Origin of the sequence: Peribacillus sp. NPDC006672 (assembly GCF_050274955.1) — a bacterium.
In the GTDB taxonomy this organism is placed as follows: domain Bacteria; phylum Bacillota; class Bacilli; order Bacillales; family DSM-1321; genus Peribacillus.
This window is the reverse complement of the sequence record NZ_JBNNOR010000002.1, coordinates 311,085-328,449: the sequence shown is the minus strand read 5'-3', so window position 1 is coordinate 328,449 and position 17,365 is coordinate 311,085. Positions and strand designations below refer to the sequence as shown.

Genomic DNA, 17,365 nt, shown 5'->3' with positions numbered 1-17,365 from the left:
GTATATCATAAGACCTATTTTTTTAGAAGTTATATTTGTTTGAATTAAAGAGTTTGAGCTTCCTTAGCTTTATACGATTCCTGGAATTTCTTCATGAAATCCGCAAGCTCCTGACAATGGGATAAAGGGACAGCATTATAGATGGATGCTCTGCAGCCACCGATGGAACGGTGACCGTTCAGTCCTACGAATCCGGCTTGCTTCACTTCTTTAAGGAATTGAACTTCAGCTTCTTCAGATGGAAGCGTGAAGGTTACATTCATGAATGAACGGCTGTCTGGTAGGGCATGGCCTTTATAAAAGCCATTGCTGCCGTCGATGGCATCGTAAATGACTTTTGCTTTTTCCTCATTGATTTCAGCAATCTTTTCCACGCCACCCTGTTCTTTTGCCCAATCCAGCACAAGGGACAATAAGTAAATTGCCAATGTCGGAGGAGTGTTATATAACGAATCATTTTTCGAATGGATAGAATAGTTCATCATGGATGGGATTTTTTCATTATCCGTTATTAAATCTTTACGGATGATAACGACTGTGATTCCCGACGGACCTAGATTCTTTTGTGCACCTGCATATATGATTCCGAATTTACTAACATCAATTTTTTTGCTAAGAATATCACTTGACATATCAGCTACTAAAGGAACGTCGCCTGTTTCCGGAAAATCCTTCCATTGCGTTCCGTAAATCGTATTATTGCTTGTGATATGAAGATATGCAGCATCATCATTCAAATCGATGTCTTCAACTTTAGGGATGAATGTATATTTTTCATCTTTGGATGAAGCTGCTACTGCCGTTTTACCAACCTTTTTGGCTTCTTTTAATGCTTTTTCCGACCAAGAACCAGTAAGGACATAATCTGCCCTTTTTCCATCATTCAAAATGTTCATGGGAATCATGGAAAATTGTAGACTTGCTCCTCCTTGCAGCAGAAGAACTTCATAATTTTCAGGAATTTCCATAAGGTCTTTTAATGATTGAATGGCATGGTTATGAATTTTTTCGAATTCCGAACTTCTATGGCTTAGTTCCATGACGGACATTCCGGAATCCTCAATATTAAGCCATTCGTTTTGGGCTCTTTGTAAAACCTCTAAGGGAAGGGCGGCTGGCCCAGCGTTAAAATTGCGTGCACGTTTCAATTTTTTTCCTCCTATGCGACTATGTGATAAAGTATTTGAGACTATTCATATATCCTACCAGAAAACTAAATTCAATAGGAGGAAAATTTAGAATTTTAAGTAGATAAAAAATTGAAATAGGAATTAATAGAAGGGGAGGGAATAAATAGGTCCTTCACTATAAGTGAGGACCTATTTAGGGCATTTTTTGTCACGTATAACTGAACTATTTTAGAGTAATTGTTGAACGTAAGTTGTAATCTTTCATTAGCTGGGAGGTGGGTAGTAACCCTTTACAGGTAGCATAAATTTCACTTAATATGCTGTGCGATGGAGTCAGCGATTTGTTTTAGGTCATCGGGTGTATAGTCGCGTGTATTCGTTTTCCATACAGCCCCAAAGCCGTCACCTTCCCCATGCCGAGGAATTAAATGCATATGAAAATGGAAAACGGACTGTCCTGCGGCTTCCCCGTTATTATTTAAAAGGTTCAGGCCTACAGGTTGGAATTCCTGTTTCATAGCGCGGGCAATTTCAGGTACCACCTCAAAAAGATTCTTGGCAATTTCAGGTGTCAACTCATATAGATTTTCCTTATGTACTTTAGGGATTACCAGGGTATGGCCTTTTGTTACTTGACTGATATCGAGAAAGGCCAGTACATGTTCATTTTCGAAGACTTTGGTACTTGGTATTTCTCCATCGATTATTTTGCAAAAAATGCAATCACTCATTAAAAAACGCTCCTTTAGAAGTTAATGTATTTGGTTAATCGTACCATAGCATGAATCCTTGGGAAAAGGAAAAATCATAAAAACAGGATGCAACATTAAGTTGCACCCTGCTTGTTTGAAAAAGGGGGTTAACTTCAAAATTCGCATTAGCATAAATTCTCTGCGACAAACACCTCATCTACATTTTAGTAAAATATGGTTATTTATCTGATTAGAGATTTTCCATTCAAAGCAACCATCTCCTATATCTTTAAAGTTTCATCAACTTACAAAGCATAATTGATAATTATTGAATGATTTTTCTGCTTTTACGTGCAAGAGAACCATCTCCTTGCTCGAAACGATTTTTTTAAATGAAGTTTCTGGTTTAATTCAGTTATACGTCTTTAACTGACACCTCATTTACAATATGATGTGAATCAATTGTAATAAAACATTTGGGTATTTCAGTGTAATACGTCTTTAACTGACACCTCATTTACAATATGATGTGAATCACACGTAATGACTAACCCCTTCTTCCTTATTTATGATGACCACCAAGCAGGAAAAATATAATTAGTTATTTATGGAAATCTTGTTCCGGGAACACTCGACTATATAAAAGCAGGATAATTTGATAAAATGGAAATAAGAACCTCTATATAGAAAGGATCGTTTATATGTCCTTATTGGAAATCAAGCAATTAGTGGGTGGTTACACGAAAACGCCCGTTTTAAAGGGAATTAGTTTTGACATTCAACCAAATGAATTAGTAGGGTTAATCGGGCTCAACGGGGCTGGGAAAAGTACGACGATTAAACATATCATCGGACTCATGGAGCCGAAAGGCGGAAGTGTTTCGATTCATGGCAAAACACTTGGCCAGGACCCGGATACATATCGTAAGCAATTCACTTATGTTCCAGAAACGCCAATCTTGTATGATGAGCTTACACTTGAGGAGCATTTAAAGCTGACGGCCATGGCGCATGGTTTGGAGGAATCCACATATAAAGAAAGGATGGACGTACTATTAAAGGAATTTCATATGGAGAAAAGACTTAAATGGTTTCCGGCGCATTTTTCAAAAGGAATGAAGCAAAAGGTCATGATAATGTGCGCCTTTTTAGTCCAGCCGTCTTTATATATCGTCGACGAACCCTTCGTAGGTCTTGATCCATTAGGCATTCAATCCCTGCTTGATTTGATGAGGAAAATGAAAGAGAGCGGAGCGGGAATTTTAATGTCAACACACATACTGGCTACAGCCGAGCGGTATTGTGATTCTTTCATCATCCTGCATAATGGGGAGATCCGTGCAAAAGGCAATCTTGAGCAGCTTCGTGAACAATTTTCCATGCCGGGGGCAACTCTTGACGATTTATATGTTCAATTGACGAAAGAAGAAATCGGTCATGAATAGTCAAAATCTCTGGAAGGAAAGATATTTAGGCTATATAAATGAAACGCAAAAATATCTTCGCTACATTTTTAACGGCCACCTGGTTTTTGTTATGGTATTGGTTCTTGGTGGTTTAGCTTATTATTACAGCGATTGGGTGAAGACGTTAAAAAGTGATTTCCCGGCTGAAATGATCATGGCCTTTGTTTTATCGATCATTGTAACCAGAAGCCCGATAAATACCTTTTTGAAAGAACCTGATACGGTATTCTTGCTTCCGCTTGAAACGAAGTTGAAAAGCTATTTCAAGAATTCTCTGGTATTAAGTTGGGTCATGCAGGGCTTTATCCTTCTGGTTGTCCTAATTGCATTTATTCCGATGTATACGAAGGTTACGGGTGCAGGAGGTATAGACTTTGGAATCATTCTGGTTGTATTGCTTATTTTGAAGTTTTTGAATTTAACTATGCGTTGGCAAGTATTGAAATATCAAGATACATCAGTGAGCAATTGGGACTCTCTAATCCGCTTTTTACTTAATGGAGTGATGCTCTATTTCATCTGTTCAAGGGCAAATATACTGTTTGCACTTATAACCATTTTATTATTGTTTGGGCTTTACATGTATTACCGGAGCGCAACTAAAGATTTTGTATTGAAGTGGGAGCGTCTGGTGGAACTGGAAAATAAGCGGATGAATTCTTTTTATCGAATAGCGAACATGTTTACTGATGTTCCCCATTTGAAAGGGAAGGTAGCAAGAAGGAAATGGATGGACTGGCTTTTATCATTCATTCCATATGGTGAAAAATCAACGTATACCTACCTTTACGCTCGAACTTTGTTGCGATCCAATGATTATGTGGGACTTTGTTTTCGTTTAACTATCATCGGCTCAGTTATTTTAAGTGTATTCACTAACATATGGGCACATTTAATTGTAACTTTTATGTTCCTATTTATGACAGCCCTGCAATTGCTACCTGTTTGGAAGGCTCATGAATGGAAAGTGTGGGTCTCTCTGTATCCATTGCCAGCAAAAATGAGAGAATCTGCAGTTATAATGCTAATTTCCTATTTCCTATTATTTGAGGACCTTGTCTTCTGCTTGGTCCTGCTAGTGAAAGGGGAATGGATGTCCGCCTTAGCTGCTCTGGCAATGGGACTTGTTTTCTTATTCGGTTTTAAAAATTATGCAACAAAGAAAATTAAAAACTTTTAAGTGGAGCTGATTTTCATAAAATCAGCTTTTTCTTTTAAGAAATGAAAATTGAAAATAAAAGCCTTGAAGGGGGTATATACATATTTAATGGAGGTGTTAAAAAGATGGATGAATATGAGCAAAAGGCATTATCGGAACTGGCTTCATGGAAAAAGAAAGTAGCCAAGAAATCGGGCAGGCTTGAGCGGATGTCCAAAAAGGCGCAAATCAAAATGAACAGTTATATTCCAGACCGAGTGCATAAAATGATTACTGATAGTATTAAAGGGATGATAGAGGCGGTATTATCTGGTTCGAAATATATGTCTAAAGAAAAGAATGTAGTACTTCTATCCTTGCAGCAAAAAGAAGAATGGGTTGCGGAAACTGTAACGGCATATCGGAAAACGGCCGTTATAGAAGGTGTGGGAACCGGGGCAGCAGGGCTTTTTATCGGATTGGCTGATTTCCCTTTACTGCTAAGCATCAAGATGAAGTTATTATTTGAAATATCCAGTTTATACGGTTTCGATCCAAATAGTTATGAGGAACGCATGTTCATTCTCCATATCTTCCAGATGGCGTTTTCAAGCGAGGAAAAAAGGCTGGAAACGTTAGGGATAATAGAAGAATGGGATTCAGGGAATTTGCCGGAAATGGACTGGCAAGAATTTCAGCAGGAATATCGCGATCACATCGATGTCATCAAAATCTTCCAGCTCGTCCCGGGATTTGGGGCAGCTGTCGGTGCATATGCAAATCATCATTTACTGGAACAGCTTGGGGAGACGGCTATCAATTGTTACCGAATCAGGCTTCTTAAAGAGTGAAGGGACGGGGAAAACCCGTCCCTTTACCGTTACCGCAATAAAGATTCATTCACGCTTGGGGATGATTGTTCCTTATTATGATAGGTTACAGCAGCAGTGCCTAATATTTTGGCTGCAATGAGCATCGCTTTTTCATCGATATCGAACAAAGGATGATGATGCGGGTATGTATGTTCATTTTTTGGCCTGGCTCCTGTAAAGAAGAATGTACCTTTCACATTTTGTAAATAATAAGAAAAATCTTCACCTGTCATATCCGGGTCAATTTCCTCTGTAACCAAAACTTCCTTGATGGACTCAGTGCTTTCGATCAGGAATTTAGTTTCCTCATCGTGTGGGATGACAGCTGGATAGCCTTGAACGTATCGATATTCATAGGTGCAATCCGCAGCTAGGCAGGTTCCTTTAACAATCCGCTCTATTTCTTCGCTTATAAATGAGCGGACATCTCCCTTGAAAGTACGGACGGTCCCGATAATTTTTGCCCTATCTGCAATGACGTTAAAGGCATTATCGGCTACAAAGGAACCAACGGTAATGACTGCAGAATCTATTGGGTTAAGGCGGCGGCTTACGATTTGCTGTAGGGCCATGACTAGCTGAGAGCCGACTACGATTGCATCGCGGGTTTTATGAGGCTGTGCTCCATGTCCACCCTGCCCTTGAATGATGATCTCAAATCGGTCAGCAGCAGCCATTAGAGGTCCATAAGCGTATTGGACTGTTCCAGTAGGGACCGTAGCCCATAAATGGGTGCCGAAAATTACATCCACTCCATCAAGGCAGCCCGCATCAATCATCGGTTTGGCGCCTCCTGGAGCATATTCTTCAGCATGCTGGTGGATAAATATATATTGGCCTTCGAGCTCATCCTTCAGGGCATTCAGATTTTTTGCTAGGACCAGGAGAGACGCTGTATGGCCATCATGTCCGCACGCATGCATGACCCCGGATACGGTTGATTTATAGGGAACCTCTTTTTCATCTTGAATCGGTAAGGCGTCGAAATCAGCGCGCAATGCTACCGTTTTACCAGGCTTACTGCCGGTAATCTTAGCAATCACACCATTACCGCCTACATTTTTCTGGTGCTCGATTCCAAGTTTTTCATAATATTCAGCGATGAAGGCAGCCGTTTCGGTTTCTTGAAAAGAAAGCTCAGGATGTTGGTGAAGATAACGCCTGATGGAAACCATTTCTTCATAAGAACCATTTATAAGATCGTGTAATCGATGTATCATTTTGCACCTCCTAATGATTGGTTTAATTGTAAATAGTATATCATATTCTGAATAATCCAAAGTGAATTAAATACCTTGAGGAGAGTTATATGAATGATTAAATATTCTTGGATGGCTGTGGTTTTGCTTTGCTTGTTGCTATTCTTTTTTTTGATGCATGAAGTCCAGAGTGAGAAAACTTTAGCGTTCGATACATATATTGCAGAACTTTTTGCCGTGGGTGAGAATACTTTTCCGTTCACTTTCTTTAAGTCCATTACCTATCTTGGCAAATCCAAGGTCATTGGAATTGTAAGCTTACTATGTGTCCTGTATTTATGGATAATAAAGAAGAATTATTTCACCGTGGCCGTCTTTTCTATCGGAATGGCTGGCGGCGATGTTTTAAACGAGTGGATAAAAAATCAGATTCAAAGGGTGCGTCCTGAGAAACATTTGATGGAGACAGGTGGCTACAGTTTTCCAAGTGGCCACGCAATGGTAGGCCTTATTTTCTTTAGTATGGTTGCTTATTTCTTCCTAAAAGAAGTTAAAGGAAACTCAGTGAAATGGGTAGTAGGAATCGGTTTCGTTTGTCTGGTTCTGCTAAACGGAATCAGCCGGATCGCCATGAACGTTCATTTTCCAACTGATATTTTGGCTGGTTATGCATTAGGAGCTGCATACAGTTTAACCTTGATTAATGTGTATAAGTTCCTGGGACGGAGGAGCATTTGAAAAAACATGAAATCTTTGTATATATCCGTTACATTTCCCCGGAAATAAAGAAGGAATTTGTCGGATTGTTTATTGGCTTACTACCTTCTTTTCATAATTTGGACGTCCGAAATACCACTCTGAAATCAATGAGTCCCATCCTTGAGAGGATGGGACTCTTATTGATCAGGAAAAGATTATTCTTGGGGATCCTTCACCAATGTATACTGTGTTACATAAGCTTCACCAGAAAACATCTTCTGACTGGAATTCGTTATAGTAGCTTTGTCGCTGTTATGGGCCTCCTGAAAGGAACTGGATTTCTGCCAATTCATAAGGTCAGCTTGTTTCTCCCAAATCGTTAAGATTACATAAGTTTCAGAGCTGATTGGCCTCAGGATACGGAGGGCGACGAAACCTGGTTCATTTTCAATTAAACCGGTCCTTTTTTTAAAACGATGTTCGAATACCGGCCGTCCTTCTTCACTGACAGGGATATTGTTCATGACTACATATCCATGATCTTGAAGGTTTCCTTTCCCATCCACTACTTCATATTTACGTGGCGAGCTGAAGATCGTTTTACCTGATGTTTCATGTAAAAGAACTGTAGTGTCAGAATTTTGCATAAGTAATATTTTTTCATTCGGGTGTTTATCTTTTTTGATTTTCAAAAAATCGTAGGTACCTGTAGTGATGAATACATTCATAAATTCCCCTCCAATTTCTATATAGTAATTGTATACCCATTTTACCCAATGAATAGTGCTTTTACCATTTCCAATCAAACCAAAAGGCTTGGAAATCGGTGAGATCTTTATAAAAACGTCGATTTCCTGACAAATAAATAAGTTGGCTATACTTCTATTATAGAAAAAGCTATAGTTTAAGGAGATTCGATTTGAAATTCAACATCCTTCTGATATTCTATGTAAGTAATGAATAAAAATAGAAACGTGATTGCTTGAAAGGTGGATATAAATGTCTAAGGAAATTACGAATGATACATTTTTAAAAGCTGCGAGAGGAGAGAAAACGGATCATGTGCCTGTTTGGTATATGCGTCAGGCTGGTCGTTCACAGCCGGAATACCGTAAATTGAAAGAGAAGTACTCCCTTTTTGAGATTACTCATCAGCCGGAATTATGCGCTTATGTGACTAGATTGCCAGTTGAGCAATATGATGTAGACGCTGCAATTTTATATAAAGATATAATGACACCGCTACCAGCCATTGGTGTGGATGTTGAGATAAAGTCGGGAATCGGTCCAGTCATATCCAATCCGATCCAATCGTTGACAGATGTTGAAAAGTTGGGTGAATTGAACCCAGAGAAAGACATCCCATATGTGTTGGACACGATTAAATTATTGACCACTGAGCAATTGTCTGTACCTTTGATCGGTTTTTCCGGTGCACCATTCACCATTGCTTCATACATGATTGAAGGCGGCCCTTCCAAAAACTACAATAAGACGAAAGCTTTCATGTATTCCGAGCCAGTGGCCTGGTTTGCGTTAATGGATAAGTTAGCCGATATGATCATCATCTATGTCAAGTCACAAATTAAAGCTGGCGTTAAAGCTATCCAAATCTTTGATTCATGGGTGGGTGCATTGAACGTTGAAGATTACCGCGTATTCATCAAGCCAATCATGAATCGTATTTTTTCTTCATTACGTGAAGAAAATGTACCGCTAATCATGTTCGGGGTCGGTGCAAGTCACCTGGCACTTGAATGGAATGATCTTCCAATTGATGTGGTCGGGCTTGATTGGAGACTTCCAATTACAGAAGCAAGACAAATGGGAATACAGAAAACTGTTCAAGGTAACCTTGATCCTGCCCTGCTATTATCATCATGGGATGTTATAGAAGATCGGACGAAAAGGATCCTGGATCAGGGCATGGAACAGGATGGCTACATCTTTAATCTTGGACATGGGGTTTTCCCTTCCGTAAACCCGGAAACACTGAAGAGGCTGACCGCTTTCATTCATGAATATTCATCAAAAATGAAGTAAGGTGTGCTAACCATTTGCTAAGAATGCTTAAATGGATGCACAATAAAAGAACGAAATTCTTAAAAGAGGTGTAATTTGATGTCAAGAAAAAAAATGGGCCTTCTAGTCATGGCTTATGGTACTCCGTACACTGAAGAGGATATTGAAAGATATTATACACATATTCGTCATGGGAGACGACCAAGCGACGAATTGATTGCTGATCTAAAAGGCAGATATGAAGCGATCGGTGGGTTATCCCCGCTTGCAAAAATAACGGCAGCACAAGCTGAAACGCTTGAAAAGCAATTGAATTCCGTTCAGGAAGAAATTGAATTCAAGGCATATTTAGGACTGAAGCATATTGAACCTTTTGTTGAAGACGCAGTGAAACAAATGCATGATGATGGTATCAAAGAAGCGGTAAGTATTGTATTGGCACCGCATTTTTCAACATTCAGCGTGAAGTCTTATAATGGTCGTGCTCAGGATGAAGCCGCTAAATTGGGTGATTTGACTATCACTTCTGTTGAAAGCTGGTATGATGAGCCAAAATTCATTCAATATTGGGTAGACCAATTAAAAGAAGTAAAAGGGAAAATGACCTCGGAAGAGCGCGATAATTTCGCTTTGATTGTGTCTGCACATAGCCTTCCTGAAAAGATATTGCAATTAGGAGATCCATACCCAAATCAACTGAAAGAAACTGCAGACATGATTGCAAAAGGCGCAGGGGTTACCAATTATGCAGTAGGCTGGCAAAGCGCTGGACAAACACCTGAACCATGGTTAGGACCGGATGTACAGGATTTAACTAGAGATCTTCATCAAGCAAAAGGTTATAAAGCTTTCATTTATATACCTGTTGGTTTTGTTGCTGAGCATCTTGAAGTCCTTTATGATAACGATTATGAATGTAAGGTTGTAACGGAAGATATTGGTGCAGGTTACTACCGGCCGGATATGCCCAATGTTAAACCTGAATTCATCGATGCATTGGCCACAATCATTTTAAACAGATTACAGGAAAAGTGATTGGTTAATATGGGATATACAGTTCATCCATGATTGCGATGACCTTACATATTTTTAAATGAAGTTGAAAGACGCACTACATCTGAAAAAGCGTATCTTGGTGATGAATTTTATACCTTGTTTTAGGAAAGTGGCTGTCCAGTAATGAGGATGGCCATTATTTCTCTGGATAATTGAAAATTTAATTGAAAAGACTGAATATTTTTGGTATGATGTTGTTGAACTTTATGACTGTTTTGTCCGTTTGGTCAGAATTGAGGTGGGAAATGTCTGTTAATCGTAAAAAATTAATTTTAGAAGCTGCGACCAAGTCGTTTTCACTTTTTGGATATAAGGCAACGACGATGGATCAAGTCGCTAAAATTGCCAATGTGGGGAAAGGTACCATTTATACCTTTTATAAAAATAAAGAAGAGCTTTTTAAAGAAATCGTTCAGCGGATGATAGAGGAAATGAAATATGAGGCGGAACAATCTTTGGACGAACAACTCTCCTTTTTTGAAAATCTGCATCGGGCTGTTTATCGAATCCTGGAGTTCAGGCAGGAACATCAATTATCTTTAAAACTTCTTCAGGAAGAGCGGGAAATTGGTACTCCGGCCGTTCAGGAAATGATAAATGAAATGGAAGAAGCCATTGTATCTTACATTAAGGAAAAACTTAAAATAGCGATTAATAAAGGCTATATACAGCCTTGTGATCCAGAGATAACAGCTTTCCTGATGCTAAAGATGTACCTTGCCCTTATTTTTGATTGGGAGAGGAATCATGACCCATTAGGGAAAGAGAAAATTGCTGAACTATTTAAAATATATTTATTCAAAGGATTATCCACTCCGTGATAATTCTATTTTTTTGGCTTAAAATGCAATGAATCAAAAAAATATAAAGAAGAGAAACCGATCATAGGTATCTCCTCTTTATATGGGGGATGGTTTTCAGCTGCGAAACTGAATTTAATATGAGATCATCCTGCTAATTGGGAAGCGGATGGTGAAATACAAAACACTACTCTCCAGAAAGGCAATGATCACAGTGGTTTCCATAACATTCGTGCTGTTCTTCGATTTTTTTTCCGCATTCCATGCATTGTTTCGGAGGCAGGTTTTTAAAGAACTCAATGCTACTTTGAATCATGAACATCATCTCCTGTATTTTTATTATTCGCTTTTCTATGATTTCATTGTATTATAACAGAATTGCTGTGTCAATATATGTTTTATAACATAAGTGAAAAAGGTGAAATAAGGGCAAGAATAGTTTATATTAATGGGGAAGTCATTGAGAAAAAAAGGAGTGCCTAAGTATGAAAATCACCGTAATTGGCTGCTGGGGCGGATATCCAGCTAAAAATGAGGCAAGTTCTGGCTATTTGCTTGAATATGAAGATTTTCGCATTCTGCTTGATTGTGGCAGCGGTGTACTATCACAGTTACAAAATCATATGAAACCGGAGGATCTTAGTGCAGTTGTATTATCCCACTATCATCCGGATCATGTAGCGGATGTTGGTGTCCTGCAACACGCCGCGCTCATACAGCAGATATTGGGCAGTGAGAAAAGGACCATTCCTATTTATGGCCATGATTTAGACGAAGCCGAATTTGGAAAGTTAACTTATAAAGAGGTGACAAAGGGAATAGCCTACTCGGCTGATGAACCCTTAAGCATTGGACCGTGTAAATTTACGTTCATGAAAACGAAACATCCAGTACCTTGTTTTGCTATGAGGATTGAAGCTGAAAATCATTCGATTGTTTACACAGGTGACAGTTCATATATGGATGAGCTTGCAGATTTCGCTAAAGACGCAAATGTTTTATTATGTGAAAGTAACTTTTACAGCGATATGGATGGTTCAAAGGCAGGGCATATGACGGCTAGAGAAGCTGGCATGCTAGCTGAAAAGGCTGACGTCCAGCTTTTGCTGTTAACTCATCTCCCTCATTATGGGGATCTTAATCAACTGAAAAAAGAAGCATCCGAGGTGTTCAAAAGGGAAATAGCTATAGCTAAAACCAATCTCGAATTCCAACTATAAATGAAATATGAGTGGTATGAATGAAGTCTACAAGGAGGAACAACTGTGCTTTTTATTGATAATAAAGGAATAACGGATCCAAGGATTAATCTGGCCATCGAAGAATATGCGCTTAAACATTTAAATATAGAGGAGACCTATCTTCTATTCTACATTAATCGTCCTTCAATCATCATAGGAAGGAATCAAAACACGATTGAAGAAATCAATTCCGATTATGTAGATGGAAATGGCATTACCGTTGTTCGTCGCCTTTCCGGGGGTGGAGCGGTTTATCATGATTTAGGGAATCTCAATTTCAGTTTCATTACGAAAGATGATGGGGATAGCTTCCATAATTTTAAGAAATTCACCCAGCCAGTCGTGGAAACGCTTGAAAAACTAGGAATACATGCTGAATTAAGCGGACGTAACGATATCATGGCTGAAGGAAAGAAAATTTCCGGAAACGCGATGTTTTCAACGAAGGGCAGAATGTTCAGTCATGGGACATTGTTGTTTCAATCAGAAATGGATCACATTGTATCCGCTTTAAAAGTGAAAAAAGATAAAATCGAGTCTAAAGGAATTAAATCGATAAGAAGCCGCGTTGGTAATATCGCTGATTTCTTAAAGGAACCGATGTCTGTTGAAGAATTCCGCTCATTCCTTCTGCAAAATATTTTTAAAGAAAGCGGTGAGGTCACTGAGTATGTTTTAACCGAGGCGGATTGGGAGAAAATTCACAAAATCTCGGAAGAAAGGTATCAAAACTGGGAGTGGAACTACGGAAAATCTCCTAAATTCAACTTACAAAACTCACATAGATTTGCAGTGGGATCTGTTGATATCCGTCTTGAAGTGAACAGGGGAAACATTGAGAATTGTAAAATCTACGGTGACTTTTTCGGGGTTGGAGAGGTTGCGGATATTGAACAGAAGCTTACTGGATTGCGCTATGAAAAGAAAGCGATCAGCCATGTACTAGATGAGATAGATGTTCCACATTATTTTGGCAATGTAACAAAAGAAGAAATATTGGCCTTAATATATTAAGCCTGAAATGCCGTCCTGACTTATTAGGACGGTTTTTGTGTCTAATTATGGCAGGAATTGCTTGAATATGGATAAAATTGTTGCTGTAATCATTTTCTTTTAATATAATAAAAATGAATGATTACTCATTCATTCATGTTATTTGCAGAGGAGGGAGAACGATGAATTTATCTGAACAGCTTCATCAAACGGCTTTAAGTAAGGCGGACAAACCAGCTTTTTATTTTATGGATCAATCCACCTCATATGGGGAATTGGATATAGCCGTTACGAAGTTTGCAGACGAATTACATAAGCTGGGTGTTTCAAAAGGTGATAATGTTGCGCTGGTTTTAGGGAATTCTCCACATTTCATTATTTCGTTGTATGGTGCTTTACGTACAGGGGCGACCGTAATTCCCGTAAATCCAATCTACACACCTGACGAGATTGGATACATCCTGAATAACGGAGATGTAAAGGTTGTTGTAGCATTAGATAAGCTTGTACCCTTATTCGAGAAAATGAGCCCGATCCTCTCAAGTGTAGATAAGTATGTAATTTGTGAAACACAGCCGGATAATGGGGAAATTAGCAAATTGAACATCTACCCAAAAATGAAATCGTTTACAAAAATGGTCGAGAAGGGAGATGCGGGCTTTAAAGGACCAGAACTGGATCCTGAAGATACGGCAATCATACTCTATACTTCCGGGACAACGGGAAAACCAAAGGGGGCCATGCTCACACATACCAATATATTCTCCAATGCACATGATGTGGGAGAATATTTGAAAATTACGGAAAATGACCGTGTCATTACGACATTGCCAATGTTCCATGTTTTCAGTTTAACGGTAGTTGTTAATGCCCCATTGTTGAGTGGAGGTATGCTTTTAATTGTCCCGCAATTCAGTCCAAGGGAAATATTCAGGCAAATCAAAAAATATGATGCAACCGTTTTTGCTGGAGTGCCTACTATGTATAATTTTCTTTTCCAATATCCAGATGTAAAAGAAGACGCTTTGAAGTCATTGCGATTATGTATATCAGGTGGATCCGCAATGCCCGTTTCACTGCTTGAATCATTCGAGCGAAAATTTAATGTCAGGGTATCAGAAGGGTATGGCTTATCAGAAGCATCTCCTGTTACTTGCTTCAATCCTTTGGATCGTCCAAGGAAGGCAGGATCCATCGGAACCTCCATCCTCCGGGTTGAAAACAAAGTCGTCAATGAGCTTGGAGAAGAAGTGCCGATCAATGGTGTAGGAGAATTGATTGTCAAAGGTCCCAATGTAATGAAGGGGTATTATAAAATGCCTGAAGAAACGGCGGCTGTCTTGAAAGATGGCTGGTTATATACAGGCGATTTAGCCAGGATGGATAATGAAGGGTATCTTTTCATTGTAGACCGTAAGAAGGAACTAATCATCGTCGGTGGCTATAATGTCTATCCACGTGAAGTGGAAGAGATTCTGTATGGCCATCCTGAAGTAGTTGAGGCAGCGGCTATAGGGGTGCCGGATCCAAATCAGGGAGAAGTTGTTCAATGTTTCGTGGTAAAGAATAACAGTGCACTGACCGAGGAAGAACTGCTTGCCTATTGCATGGAACACTTGGCTAAATATAAGGTTCCGGCAAAAATTGAGTTTTTGGATGAACTACCAAAAAACACAACCGGTAAAATTTTACGGCGTTCCTTAAAAACCCATGTAATACAAAACTGAATTTGGTTGATCAAAGGGAGACCATTGCCTATAACCTGCAATGGTCCTTTTTTTGTACAGCCAATGTGCATCACGCTGCATAAAATATATCGGGGTAGCTTAAAGCCTTGATTCTTGTTTCGAAAAGAGTTATGATTGTCATTAAAAATTTCCACATAATTGTAAGGAGGGTTTAGATGAGAGATGTAAAGCTTTTAGATATTTTTACACATCCGATTGCTCAAAAATACTTGAACCGTTCAGGTCTGGCTCATGCGATTGCGGTAGCCTACCATTCGTTTCACCTAGCAAACGAATATAAGATAGACCCTGATATTGCAGCTAAAGCAGGACTTCTACATGATATGGGACATTTCACCTGGTATCGCAATGGTAAGTGGGATTATGATCTGTACAAACAAAATGATATCCATCCAATTAAAGGTGCAGAACGAGCACATAAACTGTTAATCCGTTTGGGAGAGAACCCGATAAAGGCAAAGACCATTTCCCTCGCCATTTTATTTCACACCGATTCGTTTTTACCTTCAAATGATATTATTCGAACACCGCTTCAGCAGGTCGTCAAATGGGCGGACGAAAAAGATGAAGAAGAAGGTGGAAAACACCATTACCGTAAAATTGATTTCCTCCGGGCAAAGGAAAGCATCATGAAACTTGATACGCTCATTGATGAGGAACAAAGAAAAAGGCTACCATCCTGAAGGCAAACGGGTGATAGCCTTTTTACAGTTTAAATTTTGATTTTATCTTTATTTCATGCCTAATCTCGAAAAAGAAAATCAAACGGGTCTGTGATCTTTTTTATATCTTCACCTATACCTTGTAATACCTCCCATCCCTCCATTTTATATATCTTAAATGTCTCTGGTACAAGCTATATGTTCCGCCTCCTTGTATTTCCATGACCATACCATCGTTGAAGTGCATTTAATGATCAAGATTATTTGAACATTTATGGAATAAATAATTATAGAAGGAAAATGGGGTTCTAACCTGTCCATTTTGGATTAAACTAATAAGAGGGAGATTCGTTTAAGGAGGGGCATCATGGTTAGAAAATGGGCAGGAAGAGCGATTCTATTATTTATCTTTTATGCAGCAGTGATGTATTGGTATATTTTTTACGGGGCAGATACTTCCATTCCCGAAGCATTGCGTGGTACTGCAGCAGACCCTGCAACATTTTTGAATGCTAGAGAACTAAAGCTTAGCGAAGAATATTCAGACCTGCGGAATTTTATTTTTTTCGTTTCTACGCCATATGAATGGCTGCTGTATTTCTTCATTTTATTATTTGGTTTTTCAAAAGCTTTTGAAAAGTCGTCTTTGGCGGTCTCGAAACGGAAAGTGATCCAAACGGGCATTTACTTATTCTGGCTTTCTGTGATTTCCTACCTGGCACTATTTCCAATCCGCTTCATTGGTTATCGGATGAGTAAAAGTTACCATATCAGTACACAAAGTTTCACCTCGTGGATGAAGGATGGAGTTATCGAATTCTGGGTGAATTTTGGAACGATGTTCATCATCGTTTCCGTCTTATATTGGTTAATGAAGAAAAGTGTGAAGAGGTGGTGGCTTTATGCTTGGATGTTGTCCATTCCATTTACCTTGTTCTTGATGTTTGTTCAGCCTGTATTGATTGATCCGCTGTATAATGAATTCTATCCGCTCAAAAATAAAGAGCTGGAAACAGAAATATTGGCACTTGCCTCACAGGCTGAAATTCCGGCTGAACACGTATTTGAAGTAAATATGGCGGAAAAGACAAATGCCTTGAACGCATACGTGAACGGTATAGGTTCCAACTCTAGGATAGTCCTTTGGGATACGACCCTGAACAAGCTAAAGGAAGATGAAATCCTTTTCATCATGGCGCATGAAATGGCCCATTATGTCGAAAAGCATATTTATATAGGGATTGCAGGTTATTTAGGAATGACTTTAATCGGTCTATGGCTGACATCGAAAATCATGAATTATATCATAAGGCGCTGGGGCCACCAGTTAAAGGTGCGTACGGTTTATAGCATCTCTTCTCTTCCATTATTTCTTTTAATAACGTCTGTGCTGCTGTTTGCTGCAAGTCCGCTGTCCAATTATGTTTCCAGATATCAAGAAACGAGGGCTGACCGTTATGCCATTGAAATGACCGGGGATAAAGAATCAGCAATCACCACGTTCCAGGAACTCACGAGGTCGGGGTTGAGCCAGGTCAACCCGCCATTCCTGGTAAAGTGGCTGCGATATTCCCATCCACCCATGCTCGAGCGGATTTCCACGGTTGAAAATGCAGATACAAAGAGGGACTGAAAGCCAGCTGAAAA

The 17,365-nt window shown here is 39.2% G+C and carries 17 protein-coding genes; 12 read left to right on the top strand and 5 right to left on the bottom strand.

Annotated features, from left to right (window positions below; genetic code table 11):
- Positions 1–44: 44 nt before the first annotated feature.
- Together serC and ACQKKK_RS04940 are read right to left on the bottom strand one after the other, a co-directional pair.
- Positions 45–1,148, bottom strand: coding sequence for a 3-phosphoserine/phosphohydroxythreonine transaminase (serC, locus tag ACQKKK_RS04945; RefSeq protein ID WP_427614502.1), 1,104 nt, complete (start codon positions 1,146–1,148; stop codon positions 45–47).
- A 290-nt stretch (positions 1,149–1,438) separates the two neighbouring features.
- Positions 1,439–1,861 carry an HIT family protein gene (locus ACQKKK_RS04940; protein WP_089364647.1) on the bottom strand — a complete coding sequence of 141 codons (423 nt, stop codon included), beginning with the start codon at positions 1,859–1,861 and terminating at the stop codon, positions 1,439–1,441.
- Between the two features lie 662 nt (positions 1,862–2,523).
- Here ACQKKK_RS04940 and ACQKKK_RS04935 point away from each other — a divergent pair.
- The 3 genes from ACQKKK_RS04935 to ACQKKK_RS04925 all read left to right on the top strand — a co-directional run bounded on the left by ACQKKK_RS04935 (position 2,524) and on the right by ACQKKK_RS04925 (position 5,277).
- Positions 2,524–3,267, top strand: coding sequence for an ABC transporter ATP-binding protein (locus ACQKKK_RS04935; protein WP_427614500.1), 744 nt, complete (start codon positions 2,524–2,526; stop codon positions 3,265–3,267).
- Positions 3,260–4,468, top strand: coding sequence for an ABC transporter permease (locus ACQKKK_RS04930; RefSeq protein ID WP_427614498.1), 1,209 nt, complete (start codon positions 3,260–3,262; stop codon positions 4,466–4,468). The genes ACQKKK_RS04935 and ACQKKK_RS04930 overlap by 8 nt, the downstream gene beginning before the upstream one ends.
- A gap of 104 nt (positions 4,469–4,572) precedes the next feature.
- Positions 4,573–5,277: an EcsC family protein gene (locus ACQKKK_RS04925; RefSeq protein WP_427614496.1), complete on the top strand. Its 705-nt coding sequence runs from the start codon at positions 4,573–4,575 to the stop codon at positions 5,275–5,277.
- A gap of 29 nt (positions 5,278–5,306) precedes the next feature.
- Here the strand turns inward: ACQKKK_RS04925 and ACQKKK_RS04920 are convergent, their stop codons facing one another.
- Positions 5,307–6,518, bottom strand: coding sequence for a M20 family metallopeptidase (locus ACQKKK_RS04920; RefSeq protein ID WP_427614494.1), 1,212 nt, complete (start codon positions 6,516–6,518; stop codon positions 5,307–5,309).
- 93 nt (positions 6,519–6,611) lie between these two features.
- Between ACQKKK_RS04920 and ACQKKK_RS04915 the strand changes: the two genes are divergently transcribed.
- Complete coding sequence (locus tag ACQKKK_RS04915; protein ID WP_427614493.1) at positions 6,612–7,235, top strand: phosphatase PAP2 family protein; 624 nt, start codon at positions 6,612–6,614, stop codon at positions 7,233–7,235.
- A 176-nt stretch (positions 7,236–7,411) separates the two neighbouring features.
- On the opposite strand, the gene ACQKKK_RS04910 is transcribed toward ACQKKK_RS04915, so the two are convergent.
- The gene (locus ACQKKK_RS04910; RefSeq protein ID WP_427614491.1) at positions 7,412–7,924 is read right to left on the bottom strand and encodes an antibiotic biosynthesis monooxygenase family protein; all 513 of its coding nucleotides are present in this window, start codon (positions 7,922–7,924) and stop codon (positions 7,412–7,414) included.
- A 271-nt stretch (positions 7,925–8,195) separates the two neighbouring features.
- On the opposite strand from ACQKKK_RS04910, the gene hemE reads away from it, so the two are divergent.
- From hemE to ACQKKK_RS04895, 3 genes are all read left to right on the top strand, one after another.
- Positions 8,196–9,239, top strand: a complete 1,044-nt coding sequence (gene hemE, locus ACQKKK_RS04905) for a uroporphyrinogen decarboxylase (protein WP_427614489.1) — start codon at positions 8,196–8,198, stop codon at positions 9,237–9,239.
- Between the two features lie 78 nt (positions 9,240–9,317).
- Entirely contained in the window at positions 9,318–10,253 is a 936-nt protein-coding gene (hemH, locus tag ACQKKK_RS04900) for a ferrochelatase (RefSeq protein WP_427614487.1), read from the top strand.
- Between the two features lie 266 nt (positions 10,254–10,519).
- The gene (locus tag ACQKKK_RS04895) at positions 10,520–11,095 is read left to right on the top strand and encodes a TetR/AcrR family transcriptional regulator (RefSeq protein WP_427614485.1); all 576 of its coding nucleotides are present in this window, start codon (positions 10,520–10,522) and stop codon (positions 11,093–11,095) included.
- Positions 11,096–11,261: 166 nt separating this feature from the next.
- Here ACQKKK_RS04895 and yhfH read toward each other — a convergent pair whose 3' ends face one another.
- A complete protein-coding gene (gene yhfH / locus ACQKKK_RS04890; RefSeq protein WP_081108720.1) occupies positions 11,262–11,390 on the bottom strand; it encodes a protein YhfH in 129 nt (42 codons plus the stop codon).
- Between the two features lie 169 nt (positions 11,391–11,559).
- On the opposite strand from yhfH, the gene ACQKKK_RS04885 reads away from it, so the two are divergent.
- From ACQKKK_RS04885 to ACQKKK_RS04865, 5 genes are all read left to right on the top strand, one after another.
- Positions 11,560–12,294 carry an MBL fold metallo-hydrolase gene (locus tag ACQKKK_RS04885; RefSeq protein WP_427614483.1) on the top strand — a complete coding sequence of 245 codons (735 nt, stop codon included), beginning with the start codon at positions 11,560–11,562 and terminating at the stop codon, positions 12,292–12,294.
- A gap of 45 nt (positions 12,295–12,339) precedes the next feature.
- Entirely contained in the window at positions 12,340–13,329 is a 990-nt protein-coding gene (locus tag ACQKKK_RS04880; RefSeq protein WP_427614482.1) for a lipoate--protein ligase, read from the top strand.
- Positions 13,330–13,490: 161 nt separating this feature from the next.
- A complete protein-coding gene (locus ACQKKK_RS04875; protein ID WP_427614480.1) occupies positions 13,491–15,035 on the top strand; it encodes a fatty acid--CoA ligase family protein in 1,545 nt (514 codons plus the stop codon).
- 176 nt (positions 15,036–15,211) lie between these two features.
- Positions 15,212–15,739, top strand: a complete 528-nt coding sequence (locus ACQKKK_RS04870; protein ID WP_427614479.1) for an HD domain-containing protein — start codon at positions 15,212–15,214, stop codon at positions 15,737–15,739.
- Between the two features lie 346 nt (positions 15,740–16,085).
- Positions 16,086–17,351, top strand: coding sequence for a M48 family metallopeptidase (locus ACQKKK_RS04865; protein WP_427614478.1), 1,266 nt, complete (start codon positions 16,086–16,088; stop codon positions 17,349–17,351).
- Positions 17,352–17,365: the final 14 nt, after the last annotated feature.

Coding starts and splice junctions, on each gene's coding strand:
- ACQKKK_RS04940 (WP_089364647.1), bottom strand. CDS start 1,861: ATGAGTGATTGCATTTTTTGCAAAATAATCGATGGAGAAATACCAAGT.
- ACQKKK_RS04935 (WP_427614500.1), top strand. CDS start 2,524: ATGTCCTTATTGGAAATCAAGCAATTAGTGGGTGGTTACACGAAAACG.
- ACQKKK_RS04930 (WP_427614498.1), top strand. CDS start 3,260: ATGAATAGTCAAAATCTCTGGAAGGAAAGATATTTAGGCTATATAAAT.
- ACQKKK_RS04925 (WP_427614496.1), top strand. CDS start 4,573: ATGGATGAATATGAGCAAAAGGCATTATCGGAACTGGCTTCATGGAAA.
- ACQKKK_RS04920 (WP_427614494.1), bottom strand. CDS start 6,518: ATGATACATCGATTACACGATCTTATAAATGGTTCTTATGAAGAAATG.
- ACQKKK_RS04915 (WP_427614493.1), top strand. CDS start 6,612: ATGATTAAATATTCTTGGATGGCTGTGGTTTTGCTTTGCTTGTTGCTA.
- ACQKKK_RS04910 (WP_427614491.1), bottom strand. CDS start 7,924: ATGAATGTATTCATCACTACAGGTACCTACGATTTTTTGAAAATCAAA.
- hemE (WP_427614489.1), top strand. CDS start 8,196: ATGTCTAAGGAAATTACGAATGATACATTTTTAAAAGCTGCGAGAGGA.
- hemH (WP_427614487.1), top strand. CDS start 9,318: ATGTCAAGAAAAAAAATGGGCCTTCTAGTCATGGCTTATGGTACTCCG.
- ACQKKK_RS04895 (WP_427614485.1), top strand. CDS start 10,520: ATGTCTGTTAATCGTAAAAAATTAATTTTAGAAGCTGCGACCAAGTCG.
- yhfH (WP_081108720.1), bottom strand. CDS start 11,390: ATGATTCAAAGTAGCATTGAGTTCTTTAAAAACCTGCCTCCGAAACAA.
- ACQKKK_RS04885 (WP_427614483.1), top strand. CDS start 11,560: ATGAAAATCACCGTAATTGGCTGCTGGGGCGGATATCCAGCTAAAAAT.
- ACQKKK_RS04875 (WP_427614480.1), top strand. CDS start 13,491: ATGAATTTATCTGAACAGCTTCATCAAACGGCTTTAAGTAAGGCGGAC.
- ACQKKK_RS04870 (WP_427614479.1), top strand. CDS start 15,212: ATGAGAGATGTAAAGCTTTTAGATATTTTTACACATCCGATTGCTCAA.
- ACQKKK_RS04865 (WP_427614478.1), top strand. CDS start 16,086: ATGGTTAGAAAATGGGCAGGAAGAGCGATTCTATTATTTATCTTTTAT.